This is a genomic window from Sphingobacterium sp. Mn56C (genome assembly GCF_049319645.1).
In the GTDB taxonomy this organism is placed as follows: domain Bacteria; phylum Bacteroidota; class Bacteroidia; order Sphingobacteriales; family Sphingobacteriaceae; genus Sphingobacterium.
Map to the genome: position 1 here is coordinate 447,642 of NZ_JBMOUC010000001.1, position 24,319 is coordinate 471,960.

Below are 24,319 nucleotides of genomic sequence, written 5' to 3' on the forward strand. Positions count from 1 at the left end.
GCTGAGGTTTTTGCCTTTTTAATTTTTTTTTACAAAATCATTGAAATGTATAAAAAGTACATCATTTATTTTTTTCTCTTTCTAGTGACGGTACCGGCCTTTGCGCAATCGGTTGTCGTGAAAGGGACATTACGCGTAGCGGGAACAAAAGATCCTTTTGCGCTGGTACGTATTTATTTCGAAAGGAATCAGATTGCCGTAACTTCCGATGATAAGGGAATGTTTAGTGCATCGCATCTGATGAGTGGGGAGGAAACGGTTTCGATTACCGGAACCAATATACAAACAAAGCAAGTTAAAATAAGAATCCCTAAATCGGGGACTTTGGATTTAGGGGATATTGAGGTTACGCCTAATATCGATAACGAAGGAATGCAGCCTTTACTGATGGCTGCCGACGATATGCTGGACGACGATAATGAGTCGTCGGCACAAAATATATCTGCCAAGGTTATTCTATCCAACGATGTGTTTTTGAATAAAGCGGGGTTTCAACTATCAGCCTTTCGTTTTAGAACACGTGGATATCAAAATATTTATGAGAAGAAATTTATTAATGGGGTAGAGTTTAACGACCAGGTTCGTGGTGTGTTTAACTTCGCTTCCATTGGTGCCATTAACGATTTAACACGTAATGGAGATGCAGACAATTTTATGGCGGCATCGACCTTTACTTTTGGTTCTATCGGTGGTTCCGAAAATATTAATATGCGTGCCGGGAGTTATGCCAAAGGTGCTAAGGCTACGGTAACGTATACAAACCGCAATTACTATAGCCGCAGCATGTTGAGCTATTCTACAGGTATGATGGACAACGGATGGGCTTTTACGGGCTTAATCGGGGGGCGTTATGCGCATAAAGGAAATGTAGAGGGTACGTTTTACGATAACTTATCCTATGCTTTTTCTGCGGAGAAACAATTTGCACAGGGACGCCACAGTTTGTCTTTTGTAACCTTTGGTTCGCCGGTAGGTCGTGGTCAGCAGTCGGCATCCTTCCAGGAGGTATATGATCTTGTAGGCAATAACTTATACAACCCGAACTGGGGGTACCAAGATGGGAAGGTTCGTAACTCTCGTAATGTAACGGCCTATGACCCTACAGCGATTCTTTCGCATGTTTGGAAAATTGATCAGAATACACGTTTAACAACGGGTATTTCTTTACATTATGGTAAGTATGCGAGTACTGCTTTAAACTGGTACAATGGTCCTGATCCACGCCCAGATTATTACCGTTACTTGCCTTCCTACTTTGAAGCAGGTTCAAATGCGTTTAATACCTACCATGAGCTGTGGTCAACGAATAATACCGACTACACCCAGATCAACTGGAGGGAAATGTATATGGCCAATAAATTAGAAGGTAAGATCAATGATGGTGCCGCAATTTATATGGTCGAAAAAAGACACTCGAATTTATTGGAGAGCTCTTTTAATTCGACATTAAATAAGGTGATCAGCGATCATGCAAAGATTACGGCTGGTGTTTCTTTACGTGGCACACAAAACCAACAGTATAAAACTGTGGAAGACTTATTGGGGGCTTCGTATGTATTGGATATCGATAAGTTTTCGGAGCGTGATTTCCCAGGAAACAGTGACCTTAGTCAGAATAATATGTTAAACCCAAATGCGAAAGCCTTTAAAGATGATATCTTCGGATACCGTTTTAACTTTAACGTACGCTCGGCAAATGCCTGGTTTCAGAATGAATATAACTATGCGCACTTCGATTTTTACTACGGTGCACAGTTAAGTTACACCGATTTTCAACGTGTCGGGTATATGAAAAATGGCCGTTACCCAACAAATTCTTATGGTAATGGTAAAACATATGAATTTTTTGACTACGGTTTTAAAGGTGGTTTAACCTACAAAATCAATGGGCGCCATATGTTGACCGGAAATATCAACTACCAGACAAAAGCGCCACTGCCAAATTTAGCCTATGTGTCGCCACGAATTAACGATAAAACGGTGGATAATTTAGAGAGCACAAAAATCTTTTCTACAGATTTCAGCTATATCTTCTCGATGCCGCGTTTAAATGGTAGGGTGTCGGTTTACCAAACGAACTTCTACGATATGATCGATCGTAAATCATACTACCACGATGTGCAACGTACTTTTATTAACCATGCTTTACGTGGCTTAAACCAGGTAAACAGGGGTGTGGAATTGGGCTTGTCGTATAAGGTTGATAACAACTGGACGGTGGATTTTGCGGGTACGAAATCGGAGTTTTTCTACAGCAACAATCCTATGGGAATTATTAATTCTGAAAATGGGTTGATCAATAATGTGGAGGAGACAGTTTACATGAAAAACTACCATGTAGGGGGTATGCCACAAACGGCAGCCACATTAGGTGTTCGTTATTTCTATAATTTCTGGTTTATTGGTGCCAATGTAAACTATGCTGCAAATCAGTATATTGATATTGCTCCTATCCGTCGTTTAGCATCTAACTATGTTGATGTTAATCCATTCGATGAGACGCAAAACAATGCGTACCGTTCCTTGATTCACCAGGAGAAGTTTAAGGATGTTTATACGTTGGATTTATCTATAGGTAAAATTTTGTACCTTAAAAATAGAAAATCTATGAACTTTAATGCTTCGGTAAACAACCTGTTAAACAAAAAAGATATCCGTACCGGGGGCTATGAGCAAGGACGTATGGATATCACGGCTCCAAACAAATTCTTAAGCAAATACTACTACATGCAAGGTATCAACTGCTTTGTAAATGTTAACTATAAATTTTAATTCCGCATGAAACGCATATATAATACCATCAATTTCAGCTTTATCCTAAGTTTATTATGCTTGGGATTGCTAATTTTCAATAGCTCTTGTGACCGCGAGTACGATGGCCCTCCATTGACAGAGCCTAAGTATAATGGTCCTTCGGCTAATATTACCTTAGCGGATTTAAAGAAAAAATTCGCGGATATTAAAACGCCAACAGAAATTACAGAAGACTTAATTATTAAGGCTGTCGTTGCAGGGAATGATGTGTCCGGAAATATCTACAAGCAGTTGTATATTCAGGATGAAACGGCAGGTTTCAATATCGGTATTGATCAGAATAGTATGTATACGAAGTACCGTGTCGGACAGGAGTTGTACATTGCGCTTAAAGGTTTAGCAATTGTAAAGTATGGCGATGAGCTTCAGATTGCGTTTGTGGGTACCAATGCAAACCGTATTCCATGGGTGAACTTCAATAACCATGCATCGATTAGTGGATGGCCAAATGAAGCGAATGCGCAACCTATTGAGGTTGATTTAACAAAACTGGATGCTTCTATGGTTAACCGCTTGGTGATGATTAAGGATGTTCGTTTTATTAACGAGGGCAAAAACAACTTTACGACGGGAGATGTAACCACAAATGAGAAAATTAAAGATGCTAAAAATACAACTTTAGATGTGCGTACCAGTAATTTCTCTACAATTGCTAAGGATAAATTGCCTGTAGGTAAGGGTACTTTAGTAGGTATGTTGGGAAGATTTAACGGGGGATGGCAGTTGTTTCTGCGCGACAAAAGTGATATCCGTAATTTTGATGGTATTCCGGAAAATACTACACCTACAGAACCAGGTGAAGAGATTATCTTTAAAGAAACATTGGGTACAAAAACTTACGCTTCGGGAAACAGACCTAAGATCGCAGATTTCACGGATTTCGATATGAAAGCTCCTGTTGTTTTTACCGATGCTTCGGGTGCTTTGGATATTCGTAGCCTTGCGGGTGATAATGGAGCGCATATTTGGTATCCATCGAATAGAGATGTAAACTTGGTGATCTCTGGAATTAATACAGCAAATGCCGAGGGCTTAACTTTAAGTTACCAGTTGGCAGCGAATTTATTTAATTCTAGTGATGCTATAGATTTAAATGTTCTTAAGGTAAAGGTTAATGGGGTGTCTTATGCTATTCCGAGTACGCCTGTAACAAATGCTGCTGGCGATAACAGTAAATTCTATACGTTTACCATTCCTAATATTGCTAAAGCAGCGACTACAACTGTTGAGTTTTCTGTAGCGGGAACGGATAATACTTTAGGTCTTCGTTTGGATAATATTATTATCAAAAAGGGGGGTACTACAGGCGGTAATATTATCGTTGTAAAAAAAGACTAAACAGGGGAATTATCCATGGTACAGCGGGCTAAATTGCCGTGTATGTACGATGGATATTCCGTTTGTCCTTTAAAAAACAAAGTATATACATATGAAAAAAACTTTAGTATTAGGGTTGTTGTTCGCGATACTGGGTACCACAAAAATTTGTGCTCAGACCAATAGAAAAGTTTTTCCGGTGGCATTTTACAACTTGGAAAACCTTTTCGATATCTACGATGACCCAAATACCAACGATTCAGAATTTACACCGACAGGTGCAAATGCATGGACGGAAGGAAAGTATAAACAAAAGGTGAACAATATGGCACGGGCAATCCGCGCGCTTGGATCGCCTTACTCTTCTTCTGGCCCTGCTGTTTTGGGGGTATGTGAAATTGAAAATAGAAATGTGCTGGAAGACTTAATTGCCGACCCGCAATTAAAAGATTTGAACCTGGATATTGTGCATTACGACTCGCCAGACCGTCGTGGTGTGGATGTTGGGTTTATCTACAATAAGGATGTGTTTACACCGTTTAATACGCATGCGTATCCTTATGTTTTACCTACTGACTCTTCTTTCCGTACACGCGACCAGTTGTTGGTGTCGGGAACGATGGCGGGGGATACGTTGCATGTTATCGTAAATCACTGGCCTTCACGTTATGGCTCTAAATCTTCGGGTTTGCGCGAGTTTGCAGCGTCGATTACCAAAGGTATCTGTGATTCTATATACCAGGTGCAGCCGGGTGCTAAGATTGTGATCATGGGCGACTTGAACGACGACCCTACGGATAAGAGTGTGCGCGAGGTATTGCAGGCCAAGAAGAATATTAAGGATGTTCCTGAACAGGGCTTATACAATACCATGTGGGGTTTTTATGATCGTGGTATCGGTTCGTTATCGTATCAGGGGAAATGGAATTTATTCGACCAGATTATTATTTCAAGACCTTTGATTGATAATAAAAACAATGGACTACGTTTTGTGCGTGCCGAAATTTTTAACCGTGATTTCTTAATTCAACAGGAGGGTAAAAATAAGGGTTATCCACACCGTACCTTTTCACAAGGGGTTTTTATAAATGGTTATTCGGATCACTTTCCTACGTTAATTTATTTGACGAAGTAAGAAGGAATACGTATATCGTAAAATAATAAAGGCTGCATCTCTGAATTTGGGGTGCAGCCTTTATTGTTTATGAGGTTTAGGGGTTTAGGGGTTTAGGGGTTTAGGGGTTTAGAATTTACCTATAGCTCCTCACTTGCTTGCTTAACCAGGCTGGTCGTTTTTTGGATATCGCCAAAGATTTCGACTTTATCGTTTACTGTACGCCCTTTTTGTACCGGAATGCGGTTTGTTTTTTTGTCTTTTACTGCCAGCACGAAGCTGCCTTCACTGGAGGTAAATACCGCTGTTTTAGGTACCACAAAGGTGCTGTCTTTCGCGGTTAGGGGGAGCTGTACTTCGGCAATCATACCGGGTAGCAGTTTGTTGGCGCTGTTGTTGATATCCATCTCTACACGTTCTGAACGTAATTTATAGTCTAGGGCCCCCGACTTACGGGCGATAGTGCCGCTGAAGGTTTCACCGGGTATAGACTTTACGGTAAATTTTAAGGACTCTCCTTGCGCAAGATAGCCCGCATATTGCTCGGGAACATAAACGGAAAGGCGCAACTTCTCCTGCTGCTGTAGGGTAAATATCGGCGCTTCGGAACCCCGTCCTGCAGGCCCTACAAAGGCACCTTGATTGATGCTACGTGTCGTGATAACGCCATCAAAAGGTGCCCGTATTTCCAGGTAACTGAGCAGGGTTTGCACCTCCTGGTAGGCCGCTTTTGCGGCCTGCAGCTGTGCATGGTCGGCATCCTTTTTTGCTGCCGCCACATCGAGGTCCAGCCGGGCTACGGTGCCTTCTACTTTCGAGGTTTCCCATAAGCGCTCATAGGTGCTTCGGCTTGCCGTGTAAACGGCTTCCTGCGATTTTAAGCGCGATTGGGCGGCCGCCAGCTGGGCGCTAAGTTCAGGCGCTTCGAGCAGCGCCAGCAGCTGTCCGCGTTTTACGGTACTGCCAATATCCACCTTTAATTCTTTAACATAGCTGCTCACTTTGGCATAGATATCCACCTGTTGAAAACCGCTGATCTCGCCCGGCATTTGTAAGTCGCTCGTTAATTTATCCCTTTCAGGGCTTATCGTTTCCAGCTCGGGTGCGCTGCTGTTTTCGACGCTTTTATGCTGCTCTACGGCAGCAGATTGGCAGGCTGTTATCCAGGTGCATATACCCAATAATGCGCCTGTTATTATCGTTTTATTTATCATGAATTTGTGCTATAGATGCTATAAAATGTTTGCTGTCTTTATCTTCAGGATCTAAAGAGATCGACTGTGTACTGCTGTTGCCCTGTGCCCAGGCAAATATTTGAGGCAGAATTACTAAAACGGCGAATGTGGAAAAAAACAAACCCCCAATTACAGCACGCCCTAAGGGTGCAACCTGCTCCCCACCATCCCCGTGGCCAATAGCCATGGGCAACATCCCCACAATCATGGCGATACTGGTCATAATAATAGGGCGTAAGCGTAAGGATGCGGCCTCACGTGCCGACTGTAGGGCATTGTTGTTATGTTTGCGCAGCTGCTCGGCGTTGGTAATTAATAGTACCGCATTGGCAATAGACACCCCAACCGACATAATAATACCCATATACGACTGCATATTTAAGGTCGAGCCGCTAAGCATTAACAGCAATAAAGATCCGAGTACAACGGCAGGCACTGCCGTTAAGACCACCAGCGATATTTTGAACGATTGAAAGTTGGCTGCCAGCATCAGGAAAATTACAATAATAGCCAGTGATAGTCCGGCTTCCAGGCTTCCCATGGTTTCCTGCAACACCTTACCCAGGCCGATTTGCTCGACCGACAAACCGCGCGGTAGGTCGCCCAGGTCTTTAATCGCCGCTTGTACAGCCTTGGATGCTGTTTTTAAATCTGTTTGGTGTGTATTTGCCGTTACCGAAAGGTAGGGCAGTGCGCCAATATTGTCGATCTCACCGTAGGTATACGAAGGTGTTATGGTGGCCACATCGCTCAATACGGGGCGGGCGGAATTCTTAAGTAAAGGTATCTCGCCGATTTCCTTCTCGTCTTTCATTTTATCTAAGGGTACCTGTACCTGAACATTATACGAGAGACTGGCTTTCTCGTCTATCCAGGTATTTTTATCCGTATACCGCGAAGAGGATGTTGCCGCAATCAGCGAGCGCGATACCTCTGCTAAGTCTAACCCCAGCTGTGCCGCTTTTACCCGGTCGATTTTAATATCGTAGGATGGATATTTAATAGGCTGTGCCAGCTGTACATCCCTAAAATAGGGAATATGGTGTAGGGCGGTAATCAGTTTTTCAGCATACTGCTCGTTGGTCTTTTTACTCTTTCCGGCTACCCGAATTTCTATTGGTGTGGGCGACCCTTGACTCAAGACTTTATCGGTTAGTTCAATGGGCTCAAAGGATACCTGAACATCAGGGAGCGCTTCTTTCAGGCGTTTCCGGTACGCATCCTTAAAGTCGTCCATATCAGCGTGATAATCCTTTAATGCAACCTGAAAAACGGCCTCATGGGGGCCTGCCATAAACAGGTATATCGGCGATACGGAGAATAGGGCAGGGTGTTGGCCGACATAAACGGAGCTTATACCCACATGGTCTTTACCCACCATGGCATCTAATTCCTTGAGGGCGATTTTTGCTTTTTCTTCGGTACGCTCGATACGGGTACCTTCGGCTGCCCGTAGGCGCATCTGAAACTGGCTGGAGTTTACCTTCGGAAAGACATCCTGCCCGATAACCTGTAGTAAAACGACAACCAATGTTATAGCTCCGAGGAGGTAAACGATAGTTATGGTTTTACGGAAATGGAAAAGACGATCTATAAAACGCATAAAACCGTTTCTAAACCGTTCGAAAAGACTTATTTTACCGTCGTTGTTAAAGTCTTCTCTTTGTACCAGAATAGCCTTCTGATGGAATGTATCCTCTTCAGATTCGGGGCTCAATCCGGAAGCCTGAAACGCCGCTTCATCGGCCGTTATTTTTGCGGTAGGCTGATGGGTATTATGGTCTTTCATAATCCAGTTGGCCATAATCGGCACAAAGGTCTGCGATAATAGAAAAGATATCAGCATAGAAAAACCAATGGAAAGGGCTAAGGGCAGAAATAAGGCCCCCGGTATACCTGTCATGGTAAAGGCGGGAGCAAAAACGGCTAGTATACATAATAATATTAAAAGCTTAGGTAAGGCAATCTCTTTACAGGCATCCCAAATGGCAAGTGCCTTGGGTTTCCCCATATCCAGGTGCTGGTGAATATTTTCGATGGTCACGGTACTCTCGTCGACCAATATGCCGATGGCTAGTGCTAACCCGCTTAAAGACATCAGGTTAATCGTTTGTCCAAACAACTTTAAAAAAAGTACACCCGATATAATGGATATCGGAATCGTTAGTATTACGATTAAAGCGGCACGGCGGTCGCCTAAAAATAACAATACCATTAATCCGGTAAGAACGGCGCCAATGGCACCTTCTGTAATTAAGCTTTTTACCGAGTTTATAACATGTGTAGATTGGTCAAATTCGTATGATATCTTTACATCCTCGGGAAGGGTACTTTGAATCTTCGGCAGGTTTGCTTTTAAGTTTTGAACAACATCCCAGGTAGAGGCATCTCCGGCTTTGGCAATACTCACATATACCGAACGCTTGCCGTTTACCAGTGCATAACCCGCCGTAATATCGGCACCGTCTTTTACTGTGGCGATATCACCAAGGTAAAGATTTTGCACGCCGCCCTTAAAGATTGGAATTTTCTCGAATTCTTTTACCTCCTGAAGGGTATTGTTGGTTGGCGTGATATAATTTTTATCGCCTATACGCACATTTCCCGAAGGTGCGGTTTGGTTATTGATACGGATGGCTTCCACAATCTGGTCGGGGGTCAGCTGATGGCTACGCAGCTGCTCGGGATCTACGTTGATTTCGATGGTGCGCGGACTACCGCCAAAGGGTGGCGGCGACAGTAAGCCCGGAATGGAGGTGAAGGAGGCACGTACATACACGTTTGCCAAGTCTTGGAGCTCGTTGTTAGCGCGCGTCGGACTGCTTAATACGAGCTGCCCCACAGGTAAGGAGGAGGCGTCGAAACGGATGATAAAGGGCGGCTGTGACCCCGGAGGGAATGCCGACTGTATACGGTTGGATAGCGCGCTGAGCTCGGCAGCGGCTTGTGCCATATTGGTATCTTCGTAATAGGAAACCTTCATTAAGGTTAAGCCTTGGATATTTTTTGTCTCAATAGATTTTACCCCATTTGCAAAGAGCAGGATATTAATATAATTTTTCGCAAAATAGGACTCCATCTGGCTGGGGGTATAGCCCCCGAAGGGATGCGCAATATAAATTACCGGAAGGTTCATCTTGGGGAGGATATCCACTTTAATGGATTTTATCGCTCCAATACCAAAAATAAACATGCCGACAACCAGCACCATAATGGTGATCGGCTTGCGCAGCGCAAAACGTATTAGATTCATAGGTTGTTATAGTTCGTTATTGAATATTTCATAGTCTCCAGTTGCGGCCGCTTTTAATAGCATCGATTGCCACAGGTTGATATGCACGATTTCGCGGTCGGTTTCGGCGCGGTTTAGGATATATAAAGTCTGGGTAACATCTAACAAACTGGTTAAGCCATTTTTATATAAAGTTAATTTCTGATTATAGGCCTGTGTTGCGGCCTGTACCTGCTTTGGCGCTTCTAGATCACTCTGGTAGGCTAATGTTATCTTTACTTCGGCGGCATCCAGCTGGGCCATAAACTGTTGCTCCAATAGGTTATATTCTTGCCGTAGGCCTTCATTGCTGTAGGCTTGTGCACGCAGCTTGGTATGGGTACGTGGAATATTGGTTAGGTTCCAGCTGATACCTAAGCCCAGTAGGTAGTTTTGACGGCTGGGATTTACGCCATCCCAATAGTTGCGTGTAAAGGAATTGCTGTTTACCGCATAGTCGTTGTTAAAACCGGAAGCCCTTGTTTGGTAAACACCGAATAAACTTAACGATGGTAAGGCCTCTTTGCGTATAAGCTGCAGTTGCTGCTCGGCAACGGCTATTTTACTTTTTTGGTATTGTAAGATAGGGTTCGCTGTAGCATCGGTATTCGCTACATTTAAGGCTGTTTTTTTCGGCGCACTATATACCAATGCGGTGTCGATTTGTAAATCCTGACTGCTGCCACCGATTAAAAAGGCCAATTTGTTATTTTGCTCCTTTCTATTTTCTTTCGCCTGGAAGAGGCTGATTTTTGCTTTAGCAACTTCCGCTGCGGCAAGGGTAGAATCTACTCCGGGAAGGATCCCATTTTTCACCTTTGCGGCAGCAATATTATAAAATACAACGGCGCGGCTTAGGTTTTTTTCCTGGTTGGCAACCACGCGATGGCTGGCAAGGAGGTTTAGGAAGGCTGCAGCAACTTTAATTTTTTGCTGAAACTGCTCCTGCTCCACATCCAGTTGCAGTTGAGCAGTATGGCTCTGCGCTACGGCGATGCGTTGTTTTAAACGTCCGAAGCTGTAAAATTCCCAGTTCATATTCAACAAATACAAGGCTCCAAAAGCAGCATTCCAGTTTTGTTTTTCCATAGGAATACCCGACGAGGCTACGCCCAACCCTCCAAAACCATAAAGCGGTCCGTTTTGCCCATTTACGGTGCCATAGTCTTGTTGTGCAGCGAGGGTAAGGTTTGGCCAAAAATCTCTTTTAACTTGTTCACTGGTCTGTTCTGCCGCATGTACGTACTGTTGTTTTGCTTTGATACTTCCGTAGTTTGCTAGCCCCTGTTGTACGGCTTCTTGTAAGCTTAGGTTTTGTGCCAATAGGGTTGATGTAATAAAGAATAGACTCAATGACAATAGGCATTTCATTTTAATCATAACATATTATCATTTTAGTGAGAGCGAATATAGGACGCCATATTTTAGAAGGGTGTATCTAAGTGATGTATGCTGTTTAATTATGACGAGTTTAATTGGTCATAAATTTTACATTCAATGTAAAATTTATGTTATTACTTTGTAACCGTTAAACTATTAATTAGAAGGGCTTATGCGCAAGGTGTTTGAGAATAAATGGATGGTAGAATTTACCTTATTGGTATTCTCCTTTATCCTGTTTACATTAAACGACTGGATTCTTATTTTAAGCTGGAAAGGTTTTTTTATGGGGGTTATTTATTTTCTTATCCTCTATAGCCACGCCCAGTTTAACCGTTTTCTGCTGCTACCGATTTTGATTAAGAAGAATAACCCCTTAGGTTATATTTTGTCGTCGGTAACGGTACTGCTGCTGTTCTCCTTGGTTTTGCGCCTATTAACGGAAAATGTAATCTATAAAAACTGTTTTTTATACAAAGATTTAATACAAAATACATTCCATTATCAGTTCGGGGTGTTGTTAGGTACGTTGATTTGTATCTTGGGAAGTATACAATTTATAGAATATTATCGCTACCAGCGGCAAAAGACAAAAACCGAACTTTTGTCTAATCAAACCCAGATCGATTACCTGAAAAAGCAACTTAACCCGCATTTTCTCTTTAATACCCTGAATACGGTTTATGGCATAAGTTTAAAGTTTCCGGAGCGTACCTCGGAAATGATTATTAAAGTCTCGCAATTGCTGCGTTATCAGTTGGAGAATACTAAAAAAGAGTATGTTTGCTTGGCCGATGAGATTGATTTTATTGCCAATTATATTGAGTTGGAAAACGAACGCGTTGGGTATAGAAGTAAAATAGAGTTTGTGTATCCCGAAAATATTGAATGTCACTACCAAATAGCACCCATGCTGCTGATTACCTATGTGGAGAATGCCTTTAAGCATGGTACCTGCAGCCTTGAAGACTGTTTTATAAAAATTGTGCTGGAGCTGCGGGGTGGGGTATTGCACCTTTCGGTAAAAAATTCTATTCCCGAGCGGAAAAGTAAAATTCAGTCCACCCGCATTGGCTTAGAAAATGCAAAGGCTCGTCTGGAGCATATGTACCCGAAAAGATACCAGCTCAATATCCATGCGGGTCTTTCAGAGTTTAATGTATCTTTACAAATGGAGCTGTCGTAGATGTGTATGTATACTTGTATTATTGTAGATGATGAACCCGCCGCACATTATGTGCTGGCAAATTATATCGAGCGTAACCCGAACTTGCAGTTGGTTGAGCAATGTTATAATGCCTTGGAAGCCCTAAATTATTTAAGGCAATATAAGGTGGATCTGATATTTCTGGATATCGATATGCCCGAAATTAATGGTATCGAATTTTTACGTATGTTAAGCAATCCGCCGCATACTATACTAACCACCGCCTACTCCGAGTATGCTTTGGAGAGTTATGAATATGGGGTAATGGATTACCTGTTGAAGCCGATTTCTTTTCCACGCTTTCTGAAATCTATAGAACGTTTTTTAGCCTATAAGGGGCAGGAGCAGAAAGTGATAGATGAACCTAAAACCCTAACCATTAAAATGGATGGGCGGTGGATTGAAATCCGATTAAGTTTAATAGATTATATACAAAGTTTTGGTAATTACGTGAAAATCGTAACCGGAACGCGTACCTACCTTACGGCGTCGACAACACAACAGATTCTGCAGCAAGTGCCAGCATCACAATTTTTACGTATCCATAAATCGTATATTGTGGCTTTGCAAAAGGTTCATAAGTATGAAAACGGACAGGTTTTTCTGACGGATATCAATTTGCCCGTGGGTATTACCTTTCGACGGGAGTTGCAGGAGAGGTTGTTGCAGGCCAAGAATGAGGCTTAGTGTACTGATTTTTGTTGGTAAACCTACCAGGCGCTGACAAGTTGAATATGCAAGGAAGTAAACTTCGGGTGCTTTATTATTTTACAGAATAATGCAACGAAAATTGCTGCACCGCCAGCGTATCGTTCTTACCTAAATTTGTTAAAAAGTTTGGATTAAACTCGTTATGAACACGGCCAAAATTCACTGAAATTAGTTTTCCCTGATCGGAGTATTTAATATACTTATAGGATAGGAGGGATACACTAAGCGTGCGGTCATTACCTTTTACGATATACTGATAGTTGTATTTATTGTCTGCCGAGATATCATAGCCATACTTAAAAAATGAAGTCGTTACAAGTACATCTTCGGTTACACTGTTTTGTATGGGCGATTGCATAATTGATGTTGCATCTTGCAGCTTTACTTTTGTAATCGGTGTAGCATACGTTATTTTTCCATCCGGATAAAAGGTGAAATGTGCCTTGCCATAACTGCTGTCGGGAACGATGAATTTGGATTGATAGTTTACGCTACCGATGCTGTAGAGGTTATTTAAGAAATTTGTGATATTCGTTTTGTTTTTGGAATCCTGGCTGATTAAACCTTTTTTGCTGTACACCTGTAGTGGAGAAAGGGTTTGTACACTATCAAATGTCATCACCAAGGGCTCTTGTGTAAAGGGGCCTTCCTTTCCACAGCTTGCTAAAGTTAAGATGGTTATGATGTAATATAGTATTCCCCTTTTCATAATTTACTGATAGCCAATTTGTTTGACTATGTGGTGCTTTGGCATGCAAGTTAATGAAAAAAAAATAAAGTAAGAACTTTCTGAACCCTAGAACTTATTTTTTATTTCACTTTCTTTCGCTCCGTTGCTGATTTGTCTTTAATTGGTAATGAAAAAATTAAATTAGGGCGCTACGCTACGTTGCTACTCGCCTAAATAAATGGGATAAAAATAAAAAAGGTTTCCAAACGGGGAGAGAGGAAACCTTTATAACCAATTATAAACCTATTTTATGATGACTCAAAGATAAGTGCTAATTTTCAATAAAGCAAGTAAAATCTATAGAATTAGTAGATTATTTTTCTATACTCCCTTAATAAGCCTTTAAAGCCTGTTTAAGGGTACTAAAATGTATTAGCCGCAGGTGTTTATACGGGTTGTATACAGCCTTATAATTTCTTTGACGCGCAACTTTGGGGTATAGAACCCCATAAAATATGCAATATTTTGCTGTGGTTTATAGCTACAGCTAGGACGTGCAGAAAAAAAGGTAAATTTTATATTGTTGAGTTGATCCAAGCGTCCAGGACAGTTTGTTTTATGGATCAGGCGTAAAACTCCCAGCTGCTTATCCGACTCTTTTGCCAAAGATGGAAAGGCTTCGTTCTACCTTATCCAACTCGGCGATATTGGGGAAATGTCCCCATTCCTGAAACCCAAATTTTTCGAACAGTTTTATACTGGGGATATTGTGCGAAAAAATAAAACCGAGTAGTGTTTTTATGGCAAATTCCGGTGCTTTTTCTATTGCGAACTGTAAGAGCTGCTGTCCTAAGCCTTTGCCACGTTGTTCTGGGGCTATATAAATAGAAACCTCCGCCGTACCATCATAGGCCGGGCGCCCGTAGAACGATTGAAAACTAATCCAGGCAACGATAGTTTGCGTATCGTCTTTCACAACCCACAAGGGCCTTTTATGGGCTGTATGTTCGTCGAACCATTTTTGCCTGCTCGCCGGCGTAACCGGCTCGGTATCGGCGGTTACTAATCGGGAGGCAATTGTACTGTTGTATATTTCTACAATGCGGGATAAATCTTGTTGCTGGGCAATATGTATATCTAATTCGTTCATGGTTTTGGCTATGGTATGCATAGTGCCGTAAATGTAAGTAGAGTTTGGGATTTTTCTGTTAACTAAATTATTTTGCTAATATTTTTAGTAAAATGATTTGGTTATCGCTTATATTTGTTGTGATAGCAATGGGCTTTTCGATTTAATATAGTTGATAATATAATGGAACGTAGCATAGTACACTGTGATTTGGATTCTTTTTTTGTATCGGTAGAACGTTTAAAAAATACTGCGTTGAAAGACAAGCCGGTATTGATTGGTAGCCTTTCGGATCGTGGGGTGGTATCTTCTTGTTCTTACGAGGCCCGAAAACTTGGTGTACATAGTGCGATGCCGATGCGGATGGCGTTGCGGTTATGTCCGGAAGCTATTGTGGTGCGTGGTGATCATGATGAATATAGCAAATACTCGCAGTTAGTAACCGATATTATCGAAGAGGAAGCTCCTCTTGTGGAGAAGGCGAGTATTGATGAGCATTACCTGGATGTAAGCGGCATGGATCGTTTTTTTGGCTGCTGGAAATGGACACAAGAGCTGCGACAGCGTATTATTAAGGATACCGGTCTGCCGATTTCCTTCGGCCTATCGGTCAATAAAACCGTGAGTAAGATTGCCACAGGGCAGGTAAAACCCAGTGGGGAGTGCCTGGTAAAAACGGGGACAGAACGTGCATTTCTAGCGCCCTTATCTATCCGTAAAATACCTATGGTAGGCGAAAAGTCGTATATACAGCTACGGAATATGGGCATCAGCAAAATTGGTACTATACAGCAGATGGAAGCATTTACGATGCGGCGTGTGCTGGGCGAAAACGGCGTTACTATCTGGCGTAAAGCGAATGGTTTGGACGGCAGTTTGGTGATACCTTTTCGGGAACAGAAGTCGATGAGTAAGGAGACGACCTTCTTACAAGATACTATTGATATGGAGCTCTTGCGTAAAACATTGATTGCTATGGTCGATAGCTTGGCTTTTGATCTGCGGAAGGAGAAAAAACTGACCAGTTGTATTACCTTAAAAATACGCTATAGTAATTTTGATACCTATACGCAGCAGCTGTCTATAGGGTTCACAAATTCAGATCGTGTAATACGCGAAAAGGTGATGGCACTGTTTAAAAAACTCTATAGCAAACGCATGTTAATCCGCTTAATCGGAATTAAGTTTTCCAATTTAATTTATGGCAATTACCAGACCGATCTCTTTAGTGATACGGCAGAAGAGGTGAGCTTATTGCAGTATATGGATAAGATGCGCCTGCGTTATGGTGAGGCTTGTATTATGAAAGGAATTCTTGCCCCAGACCCTCCTAAGAAAGGGTCGATTTAGGCGCTGTATGAATATATTTGCTCTTGGCTTTGGCCAAAAGTTTGGTGTCGCTGAAATATTCCATTTCCATGCCCTTAAAGACCATGTAGGCGGCCTTCTTTTCGCTGCTTACAATAAAGTCTAATATTTTCTTGAAATTCTGTTTGCGTTGTGTAAAATCTGATTTGCTTTTGGTAGCGATATGGGCAATAATATCTTCATCCAGATGAATCGTTACTTTATTGCCATCCGTATCTTTTAACATCCATAGTACAGGTCTATCTGCATCGGAAATATAAATTGCAAAGCCGCACTCCTTATTTGGCCCCTCAATAATGTAGCCTAAAAAAAGAAATACGCCTATTTGTACACTATCTACGAGAATAAGTTGTTTCATGGCTTAGGTAAATACTGTTTGTATTAAATATACATATTTTTTTGGAATGCCGTGTAATTAAAGTGATATAAATCACTTTAATTAAGTTTTAACTTTATCTTTTTGTAAATAAAATTGGGAATAGTTTTTTATTAATATATTGAAAATTCTTTAAAGTTAAGTTTTAATCTAAAAGAAAAAAATGTATGCACAAAGGATTTAAGCCTCGGTATTGAAGGGGGGAGTAACAACCTAACGAACAATGATATGGGTATGTTTTGTTTACAGTTCAATTCGTTTAATGTAGTGCATATCTTATATAGGCACCCTTTTTAACAAGTTTTTATTAACAAAAAAATCGCCATACACTGCCACCAGGATGCTGTTGCTATTCCTTACGCGCTACATAATCTGGAAAGCTGCAGCCAACATACTCCTGAATTATATAATTTGTAGCTACCTTTAATGGTATTTGGTCTGCTATAGGATGATATCCTGGTCCGGTAAAAAATTCGACCTCATCGTTTATTTTGGAATACCATACGCCTTTACCTCCATTTTTACATAATGCATTCAGATCATTTATTTTCTTAAATGTAGCCAGCTTATGTTGATCCAACGCGATAACGCGTACCGTGTTGACGGTATTTGTACAGTGTACTGCAATATAATGATCGTCTAACCAGCACATGCATTGTTTTACGGGTAATAGATAAAAGGAGGAAATTAGGCTGAGTAAGATTATACCGGCAAGTAGAAACAAAGTGGCCCGATACTTATGTATAAAGCGGTCCAGTGCACTTGGTTTGATGTACATATTATGCGCAGCATGTGCATTATGCGGCGTATGTGGTGTATGCGGCGGTGGTGCCTTTTTAATATCCGCTGCAGATACCTCCATACTATGGCGCTCTTTGGGGAGGTTAATTTTGTTGACCGTGGTATAGTCGGTAGTTGGTTTGCTCGCGGAGTAAATTTCTTTATTTACGTTATAATGCTCTTGAACACTCTTCCAGTTATTAAATATAAAGGGGCGCGGTTGAAAATCGATAAGTACAGCGACTAATTTTACAATCTCTTCTTTCGGCGCTTTTGTTTTACGCAAGATGAAATTTTGAATCGATTTATGCTTATCTACATCCTTTGTTCGTATAGCTTTCCCTAAATCCGATTCAAATTCTAATGGACAGTAATAGTCTCTGTATACTTTTTCATCAGCAGGTGTTAATCCTTGGCGAAATTTTAAAAGGGCCAGCTCCTTCAAATTTGCTGGACTAGGGGCAGCAAGCATTACTGGTAATAAGTTATTTACCTTTTGGCGCTCGTAATAGGAAAGCACCTCTTCGCGGAATAATTCGAAATCGGACATACTACAAAATTAAAATACCTTATTCTTATAAAATACGGGAAACCGTAAAATAATACATATCAAATTTGTCCACTTTTTTACCGGAGATTCCTTCCTTTTTTAATGATTTATCGGAAATCAATCGGAAATATTGGAAATATCGGAAACCGCTGATGGTAAATGGATTGCTGCCTGTAGTTTTGTTTTCGAAATCAGACGATACTTCAAAAATTCCTTGCTAGGAAAAGGTACAATGATTTCTAACATCTGCCTATATCAAGGCTGTGAACACTGATGTGGGAAGCAGTGTTTAACCGTTCTTGATACTAGCAATTTTTACTTCCCAAAATTCAGAAGGCCTTCTGAACAATAAGCGTAGCAACCCCATGCACGGAGCGTGTGGGACTATAGGGTATTTATTTTTTAATTTTTTGAATTATGTGGTATGTAATTTTAGCTTTTTGGCTTAGTCAAGGTAATCCAACAGTTTCTTCTTTTGATTATGATGAAGAAACGGAGGTATCAGCAGATAATAGTCATACAACCAATGGGGAGGCAGGAACTCCACGTCCGCCACGTCCGCCGCGTATCTAATAAATACAAAAAAGGGATATTTTAGAATAAAAGATATCCCTTTTTTTTCTTTTTAAGAAAATTATATGTCCTTTTAAAAAATGGTATTGTAAGCTTTTTTTATTTTCCTTAATTTCGGAAAAACGAACTTACTTGAAACCATCTACTTTAGCTTTATTGCTGTTTTTTTTATTTATTCGTTGTTCTTCTTCTTTTAATGAATTGAAGAAAACAATTGATAACCCTTATTACGATAAGGCCTACGAATTTTTGGATAAGGGCATAGTGGATAGTTCATTTTTATATTTTAATTTAGCTAAAAACCTATTTATAGATGCCAAAGATAGTTTGAATACCGCAAATTGCTTGATTAATATGTCAATTACCCAAAAAGATTATGGCGATTACTTTGGTGCTCAAGAATCTGCTTTACAGGCGATAGAATATCTCAATAAGAAAAACCCTAATCATTTTGTGTATTTAAGTACTAACTATAATAATCTTGGTGTTTCTTCTTTGCAACTTAAAGATTATCAAAATGCAATTTCTTTTTTTCAGGAGGCTCTCACTTTTTCGACTGATTCTTTGAACTCCATAATTTACAGGAGTAATATTGCGCTTAGCTATCAAAAACTTGGTTTTTTTATGGATGCTATCCAGATGTATAAAAAGGAGTTAGAGAAGGTTCCTATCTCATCGAAAGAATATGTTCGAATTTTATCTAATATTGCGCGTACGAAATGGTTGGAAGATTCTACATATCATGCAGCACCTGAATTTTATAAAACATTGTATTTAAGACAGGAAGCTAGAGATTTGGTGGAGGAGAGCACGAGTTATTTTTTTCTTTCAACCTATTATGAAAATTCTAAACCAGACTCAGCTATATACTTTTTGGAAAAGTTTTATGAAATCTCAAAAAAAATTCAAAATTCCGATGATCAAATAGTTGCCTTAGGTAAACTTATTTCCTTAAGTTCAAATCAGAAAAAGGTAAAACATTATTTTGAGACCTATAGGAATCTCACCGATAGTGTACAGCAAGCGCGCACAGCGGCAAAGAATCAATTTGCGCTAATACGGTATGAGGTTGATAAAAATAAAGCCGAAAATCTGCGCTTGCAAAATGAGAATAAAGAAAAGGAAAACCGTATTATATTACATCGGGTGATTATTGGGGCTGTAACCTTGGTATTTTTACTTTTTGTTGCCGGTGTTGGCTTTTGGTATAAAAAGAAGAAAGAGCGAATATCTCTGGAAACACAGCATAAAATTAAGGCCAGCCAACTCAAAACCTCCAGGAAGATACATGATGTGGTCGCCAATGGTTTGTATCGCGTAATGAGCGAAATCGAGTATAAGCGTGATATCGATAGAGGCAGTATTTTGGATAAGCTGGAGGATATGTACCATAAATCACGCGATATATCTTATGAAGCGCAGGATTTACCTAAGGTAGAGCAACCTATAAACGAGCAGATTGCAGATCTACTTAAGTCTTTTGCGAATGAAACACATCGGGTGTTGATTGCTGGTAACGAGTCTGAATTTTATAAGGGTATACGTAAAGCTGTAATTGAAGAAATTAAGCAGGTGTTGCAGGAGTTGATGGTGAATATGAAAAAACATAGCCAGGCAAAAAATGTGGTTATTAAGTTTGAAAGGACTTGTAATCAGTTGGTTATATTTTACAAGGATAATGGTGTGGGCATGGGTAAGGATGTTATTTATGGAAATGGGTTGACCAGTACGGGAAACCGTATTGAAAGTATTTCAGGACAAATTAATTTTGTGAGTGAGGTAGGTAAGGGTCTTACAGTTGAGATTAAAGTACCTATTTCTTAAAAACAAAAAGTCTTATGTTCAAAAAAGTTCTTATTGCCGAAGATCACGAAATTGCTAATATTTCGGTACAGAAAACCCTACAGGATTTAGGTATATCCAACACAAAATATGTGTATTACTGCGACCATGCTGTAAACTGGATTAAAAATGCTATCCGCGAAGGGGAACCTTATGAGTTATTAATTACGGATTTGATTTTTGAAGATGATAACACACCCCAACAAATCGATAATGGTATTGACCTTATCCGTATTGCGAAACAGTTGCAGCCTGATCTGAAGATTATTATTTTGTCGGCCGAGTTGCGCTCTTCCTATATCGATGAGCTAATAAGAAATCGTATTGTAGATGGTTATGTACGCAAGGCGCGTAAAGATGGGCAGCATTTGAAGGAAGCATTAGGAGAAATATATGCCAACCGAACCTATCAGTCTCCTGATGTGAAAGAGTCTATCCAGGATAAAAATAGCCACGAGTTTAGTACGTTGGATCTGCATATTATATCCCTGCTTTCGCAAGGAGTATCCCAAAAAAATATTCCTGTGTATTTACAACAACGTGATATTCGTCCGTCGGGTTTAAGTAGCATTGAAAAACGGTTAAACTTGATGCGCGATGTAATGGGCTTCGCTAAAAATGAACAGCTTATTTTGTACTGCAAGGATATCGGCCTTATTTAATGCGTAACTGTAGGAATATGTAATGTATTAAATTAATCATGCAGACTGATTTCCTAAACCTGCTAAACCAGCTAAACCCGCTAAACCTATAAAATACGAGGTTGGTATAATAAGCGGAAGGTTTACGGTTTTCCGTAAGGTTTGCCTGATTTTGTTATTTAGTTTTACTGCGTCAGGTTTAGCTTCAGGTTCAGGTTTAGGTTCAGGTTTAGGTGTGTTTTTAGCCATTTGATACCAAGCTGTAAACCGAGAGGTATTTTGCTACAACAATCACACTGCAATTAAACAGATACTTATAAAAAGATTATATACTAACTTAATTATGAAATATGAACGAATAGGAGGTTCTTCAGTTAACCTCCCGTTTGTTCTGAAGCAGGTCAGTATGTAGGCCCTCCTTTTCTAATTATAGGGGCCGTTTACAAGTAACGAGGAAAAACTTAAGCGTAGGTTTGCCAGGATTTGGGTTAGACTGTTCATCGATTTCCGTGTATTCAAGAAGATTAACATCTTTAAATTCCCTTTCTACGGCTTCCGCATCATAAAAAAATAGCTGTCCGCCCTCTGCAATTTCAAACGTATCGTCTGTAATACGTTTACCCTTACCATAGTTAGGTGAATTTTTTGAGATTACGGTAAATACCATAATTCCACCGGGAGCTAGCTGCTGATAGCAGTCGTTTAAAAGTTTCTTGCGCTGCGCGGCATCTAGTAAATAGAGCAGGCCATAACAGAAAATTCCGGTATATATTTTCGTGTCAAAGGGCATATCCGTAACCGACCCATGGTAAATCGGGATAGTTTCTCCAAACTGCTGTCGTGCCAAGTCCATTGCGGTCGGCGCAATTTCAATTCCAGTAACCTGTATGCCATTATCGATAAATATCTTCGCATTTCGTCCATAGCCAAAACCAGGAATAAGAATGTTATAAATATTGTTTTTCAGAAATTTATTTTTGGTTAATACCGCCGCTTTTGCCGGCTCGAAGCCCCACATGGTCTGGTACTGTTTAAAGCTATCTTCCCAGAAATTTGCCATACGTTCTACCGATAGCTGCGGTTCAGCACCGCTATTATCGGTTAGGACAGTGCACTCGAAGCCAAAACTTTGTACCTGTGCCACAATGGCATTTGTCGGAACTGCTGCCGCTCCAATGTGTAACGTTTTATCGTAATCCTGAAAGCCAAAATTAAGTACTGCCTGGGGGTATAAGGCTGCAAGTTTATCCTGCAGCTGCATGGCTATTTCCAGGTTAGGTATATTGGTTTTAAAAATCTTTACGCTGCTTAGGGGCTTCATGTCTGGGTGCTTTTGTTGTTCGTATGCTGTTTAGAAGGCCATGCCACGACCATTGTTCATACAAAAATAGCTACATTTATTGCTTTAAAGCGATGGAGGCACCACATAATTTCGCTATCCAAAAGTATAGTATTTTGATTTTAAATAAGTTAGCCTATGATTTCTGAGAATGATTGTTCGAAAGCCATGCTTCCCATTAAGGATGCCTTGGATGCCGTGGAGGGAAGATGGAAGTTATTGATTATCTACAGTCTATGTGCTGGATCAAAGCGCTTTACGGAGCTGGTACGCGATGTTGAAGGTATAACCGACAAAACGTTGTCTAAAGAGCTGAAAGTATTATTGGCAAACAAGATGCTGCAGCGAACAGTGTATCGAAGCACACCGCCGCGCGTAGAATACAGTCTTACGGAGCATGGGCGGTCTATAAATAAAGTATTGTTTGAATTATGGAATTGGGGCCGTGCACATCGTAAGATTGTATTGGGCGACAGGGATAGTTCTATTGCTGCCGATGGGGGCGAATAAAACAAGCGGAGATGCCCTTTTAGGGGCACCTCCGCAAAAAAGTATTACCTCCGCTGCTGATCAGCAGCGCATACTTTTAATAACCACCGCCTAAAGCGCGGTAAAGATTAATAACCGCCGTTAGTTCGGCTTTATGTATCTGCGCCAGTTCCAGCTCGCTCTGTAAGGCATTGCTCTGTGCCGTGATTACTTCCAGGTAAGAAGCTGTTCCCGTTTCAAAAAGAAGATCTGCATGGTTTATGGCTCCCTTAAGTTTCTCGGCCTTACGCTGAACAATGCGCTGTTTATCCTGAAGTTTTTCTAAAGACACCAACGCGTCGGAGACCTCCCCAACGGCATTGACAACCGATTGGCGGAATTGTATCACCGACTTTTCGTAGTCTACACGCGCCACCTCATATTTAGTTTTCAGCTCTCTTCTTTGCAAAATAGGCTGCGTAATACCACCAGTTACTGTACCAAATAACGATGCTGGAATGGTAAACCAGTTGCTCGTTTTAAAGGCATTTAAACCAGCCTGCGCACTAATCGTTAACGAAGGATAAAGCTGTGCTTTGGCAACCTGCTGTGACGCCGATGCCGCCGTAACCCGGAGTTCCGCTTGTTTAACATCCGGTCTTTTGCTTAATAATTCTGCTGGGATACCCACATTAATATCCACCGGAAGGTGAATAGCGGCAAGTTTAGCGGATGTTTTTATGGCTTTTGGAAATTCGCCACTCAGGATACGTAAGGCATTTTCCTGAAGTTGTATCTGCTGTTCAAAATCTGGAATTAACGCTGCTGCGGCCAAACGCTGTGCGGCAACTTGCTCCACAGCCAGCAGACTGATATCACCGACCTCATACTGCTGCTGCGCCATTTTCAATGTATTTTCTGTAAGGCCCAAATTCTGCTCCGCAATTTCACGCAATTGGTACAGCATCAATAGCTGATAGTAGCCATTGGCAACCTGACTTACAAGTTGTGTTTGCACCGCTTTGCGCGCCTCTTCGGTTTGGAGGTAAGCAGCCAATGCTGCCGCCTTTTGGTTTTTTATCTTCCCCCAAATATCCGCCTCCCAGGAAAGCCCTAGTGCAGCCGTGTAATCCTCAATATGATTTTGCCCTAAAAACTGCCCTAAGCTAAGGCCATTTAAGCTGTTGTTTGAAGGGTTGGTGCTTGTTGCTTGAATCTGGAGATTTATCGCCGGAATATTGCCAGCTTTAGCCTGACGCAACAACAGCTGCGCTGTTTCTATATTTTTCACAGCCAGGTTAAGGTCCATATTTTGAACAATTGCCGTGTCAATCAGTCCCTGCAAAACAGGGTCCTGAAAGAAGTCACGCCAAGGAATATTACCCATACTGCTATCTGCTACAACAGGAATATCGGTTCTAAAAGTATCCGGCACAGCCATCGCCAGATCGTGGTTGATCTTTTGTGTTTGGCACGCCCAGAGGCTCGTCGATAGCGCTAGGGTTACAAAAAATGTGCTATTTATTTTCATGTA

At 41.0% G+C, this 24,319-nt stretch carries 20 protein-coding genes; 10 read left to right on the forward strand and 10 right to left on the reverse strand.

What is annotated here, in order from left to right; genetic code table 11:
• Positions 1-45: 45 nt before the first annotated feature.
• From ACL9RF_RS02025 to ACL9RF_RS02035, 3 genes are all read left to right on the forward strand, one after another.
• Positions 46-2,772, forward strand: coding sequence for a TonB-dependent receptor (locus ACL9RF_RS02025; protein ID WP_422798928.1), 2,727 nt, complete (start codon positions 46-48; stop codon positions 2,770-2,772).
• Positions 2,773-2,778: 6 nt separating this feature from the next.
• Positions 2,779-4,152, forward strand: coding sequence for a DUF5689 domain-containing protein (locus ACL9RF_RS02030; protein WP_422798929.1), 1,374 nt, complete (start codon positions 2,779-2,781; stop codon positions 4,150-4,152).
• A gap of 91 nt (positions 4,153-4,243) precedes the next feature.
• Complete coding sequence (locus ACL9RF_RS02035; protein ID WP_422798930.1) at positions 4,244-5,266, forward strand: endonuclease/exonuclease/phosphatase family protein; 1,023 nt, start codon at positions 4,244-4,246, stop codon at positions 5,264-5,266.
• 119 nt (positions 5,267-5,385) lie between these two features.
• On the opposite strand, the gene ACL9RF_RS02040 is transcribed toward ACL9RF_RS02035, so the two are convergent.
• The 3 genes from ACL9RF_RS02040 to ACL9RF_RS02050 are packed head-to-tail and all read right to left on the reverse strand — an operon-like array spanning position 5,386 to position 11,131.
• Positions 5,386-6,459 carry an efflux RND transporter periplasmic adaptor subunit gene (locus ACL9RF_RS02040; RefSeq protein ID WP_422798931.1) on the reverse strand — a complete coding sequence of 358 codons (1,074 nt, stop codon included), beginning with the start codon at positions 6,457-6,459 and terminating at the stop codon, positions 5,386-5,388.
• Positions 6,449-9,733 carry an efflux RND transporter permease subunit gene (locus ACL9RF_RS02045; protein ID WP_422798932.1) on the reverse strand — a complete coding sequence of 1,095 codons (3,285 nt, stop codon included), beginning with the start codon at positions 9,731-9,733 and terminating at the stop codon, positions 6,449-6,451. Before ACL9RF_RS02045 ends, ACL9RF_RS02040 begins: the two co-directional genes overlap by 11 nt.
• A gap of 6 nt (positions 9,734-9,739) precedes the next feature.
• Positions 9,740-11,131 carry a TolC family protein gene (locus ACL9RF_RS02050; protein ID WP_422798933.1) on the reverse strand — a complete coding sequence of 464 codons (1,392 nt, stop codon included), beginning with the start codon at positions 11,129-11,131 and terminating at the stop codon, positions 9,740-9,742.
• Between the two features lie 172 nt (positions 11,132-11,303).
• On the opposite strand from ACL9RF_RS02050, the gene ACL9RF_RS02055 reads away from it, so the two are divergent.
• Complete coding sequence (locus ACL9RF_RS02055; protein WP_422798934.1) at positions 11,304-12,317, forward strand: sensor histidine kinase; 1,014 nt, start codon at positions 11,304-11,306, stop codon at positions 12,315-12,317.
• A 6-nt stretch (positions 12,318-12,323) separates the two neighbouring features.
• Positions 12,324-13,025 (forward strand): LytR/AlgR family response regulator transcription factor, encoded by a 702-nt coding sequence (locus ACL9RF_RS02060; RefSeq protein WP_422798935.1) that lies wholly within the window; start codon positions 12,324-12,326, stop codon positions 13,023-13,025.
• A gap of 76 nt (positions 13,026-13,101) precedes the next feature.
• Here ACL9RF_RS02060 and ACL9RF_RS02065 read toward each other — a convergent pair whose 3' ends face one another.
• The gene (locus ACL9RF_RS02065; protein WP_422798936.1) at positions 13,102-13,758 is read right to left on the reverse strand and encodes a hypothetical protein; all 657 of its coding nucleotides are present in this window, start codon (positions 13,756-13,758) and stop codon (positions 13,102-13,104) included.
• 607 nt (positions 13,759-14,365) lie between these two features.
• Positions 14,366-14,890 (reverse strand): GNAT family N-acetyltransferase, encoded by a 525-nt coding sequence (locus ACL9RF_RS02070; RefSeq protein WP_422798937.1) that lies wholly within the window; start codon positions 14,888-14,890, stop codon positions 14,366-14,368.
• A gap of 141 nt (positions 14,891-15,031) precedes the next feature.
• On the opposite strand from ACL9RF_RS02070, the gene dinB reads away from it, so the two are divergent.
• Complete coding sequence (dinB, locus tag ACL9RF_RS02075; RefSeq protein WP_422798938.1) at positions 15,032-16,198, forward strand: DNA polymerase IV; 1,167 nt, start codon at positions 15,032-15,034, stop codon at positions 16,196-16,198.
• Here the strand turns inward: dinB and ACL9RF_RS02080 are convergent.
• Complete coding sequence (locus ACL9RF_RS02080) at positions 16,179-16,574, reverse strand: hypothetical protein (protein ID WP_422798939.1); 396 nt, start codon at positions 16,572-16,574, stop codon at positions 16,179-16,181. The genes dinB and ACL9RF_RS02080 overlap by 20 nt on opposite strands.
• Positions 16,575-16,941: 367 nt before the next feature.
• On the reverse strand, positions 16,942-17,922 hold the full coding sequence (locus ACL9RF_RS02085) for a hypothetical protein (protein ID WP_422798940.1): 981 nt from the start codon (positions 17,920-17,922) through the stop codon (positions 16,942-16,944).
• A 417-nt stretch (positions 17,923-18,339) separates the two neighbouring features.
• Between ACL9RF_RS02085 and ACL9RF_RS02090 the strand changes: the two genes are divergently transcribed.
• The 3 genes from ACL9RF_RS02090 to ACL9RF_RS02100 all read left to right on the forward strand — a co-directional run bounded on the left by ACL9RF_RS02090 (position 18,340) and on the right by ACL9RF_RS02100 (position 20,999).
• The gene (locus ACL9RF_RS02090; RefSeq protein WP_422798941.1) at positions 18,340-18,495 is read left to right on the forward strand and encodes a hypothetical protein; all 156 of its coding nucleotides are present in this window, start codon (positions 18,340-18,342) and stop codon (positions 18,493-18,495) included.
• A gap of 201 nt (positions 18,496-18,696) precedes the next feature.
• Positions 18,697-20,319, forward strand: a complete 1,623-nt coding sequence (locus ACL9RF_RS02095; RefSeq protein WP_422798942.1) for an ATP-binding protein — start codon at positions 18,697-18,699, stop codon at positions 20,317-20,319.
• Positions 20,320-20,333: 14 nt separating this feature from the next.
• The gene (locus tag ACL9RF_RS02100) at positions 20,334-20,999 is read left to right on the forward strand and encodes a response regulator (RefSeq protein WP_422798943.1); all 666 of its coding nucleotides are present in this window, start codon (positions 20,334-20,336) and stop codon (positions 20,997-20,999) included.
• A gap of 36 nt (positions 21,000-21,035) precedes the next feature.
• On the opposite strand, the gene ACL9RF_RS02105 is transcribed toward ACL9RF_RS02100, so the two are convergent.
• Complete coding sequence (locus ACL9RF_RS02105) at positions 21,036-21,227, reverse strand: hypothetical protein (RefSeq protein WP_422798944.1); 192 nt, start codon at positions 21,225-21,227, stop codon at positions 21,036-21,038.
• Between the two features lie 178 nt (positions 21,228-21,405).
• Positions 21,406-22,299 (reverse strand): class I SAM-dependent methyltransferase, encoded by an 894-nt coding sequence (locus ACL9RF_RS02110; protein WP_422798945.1) that lies wholly within the window; start codon positions 22,297-22,299, stop codon positions 21,406-21,408.
• A 156-nt stretch (positions 22,300-22,455) separates the two neighbouring features.
• Here ACL9RF_RS02110 and ACL9RF_RS02115 point away from each other — a divergent pair, with 156 nt between their 5' ends.
• A complete protein-coding gene (locus ACL9RF_RS02115) occupies positions 22,456-22,827 on the forward strand; it encodes a winged helix-turn-helix transcriptional regulator (protein ID WP_422798946.1) in 372 nt (123 codons plus the stop codon).
• A 76-nt stretch (positions 22,828-22,903) separates the two neighbouring features.
• On the opposite strand, the gene ACL9RF_RS02120 is transcribed toward ACL9RF_RS02115, so the two are convergent.
• The gene (locus ACL9RF_RS02120) at positions 22,904-24,316 is read right to left on the reverse strand and encodes an efflux transporter outer membrane subunit (RefSeq protein ID WP_422798947.1); all 1,413 of its coding nucleotides are present in this window, start codon (positions 24,314-24,316) and stop codon (positions 22,904-22,906) included.
• Between the last annotated feature and the right edge of the window lie 3 nt (positions 24,317-24,319).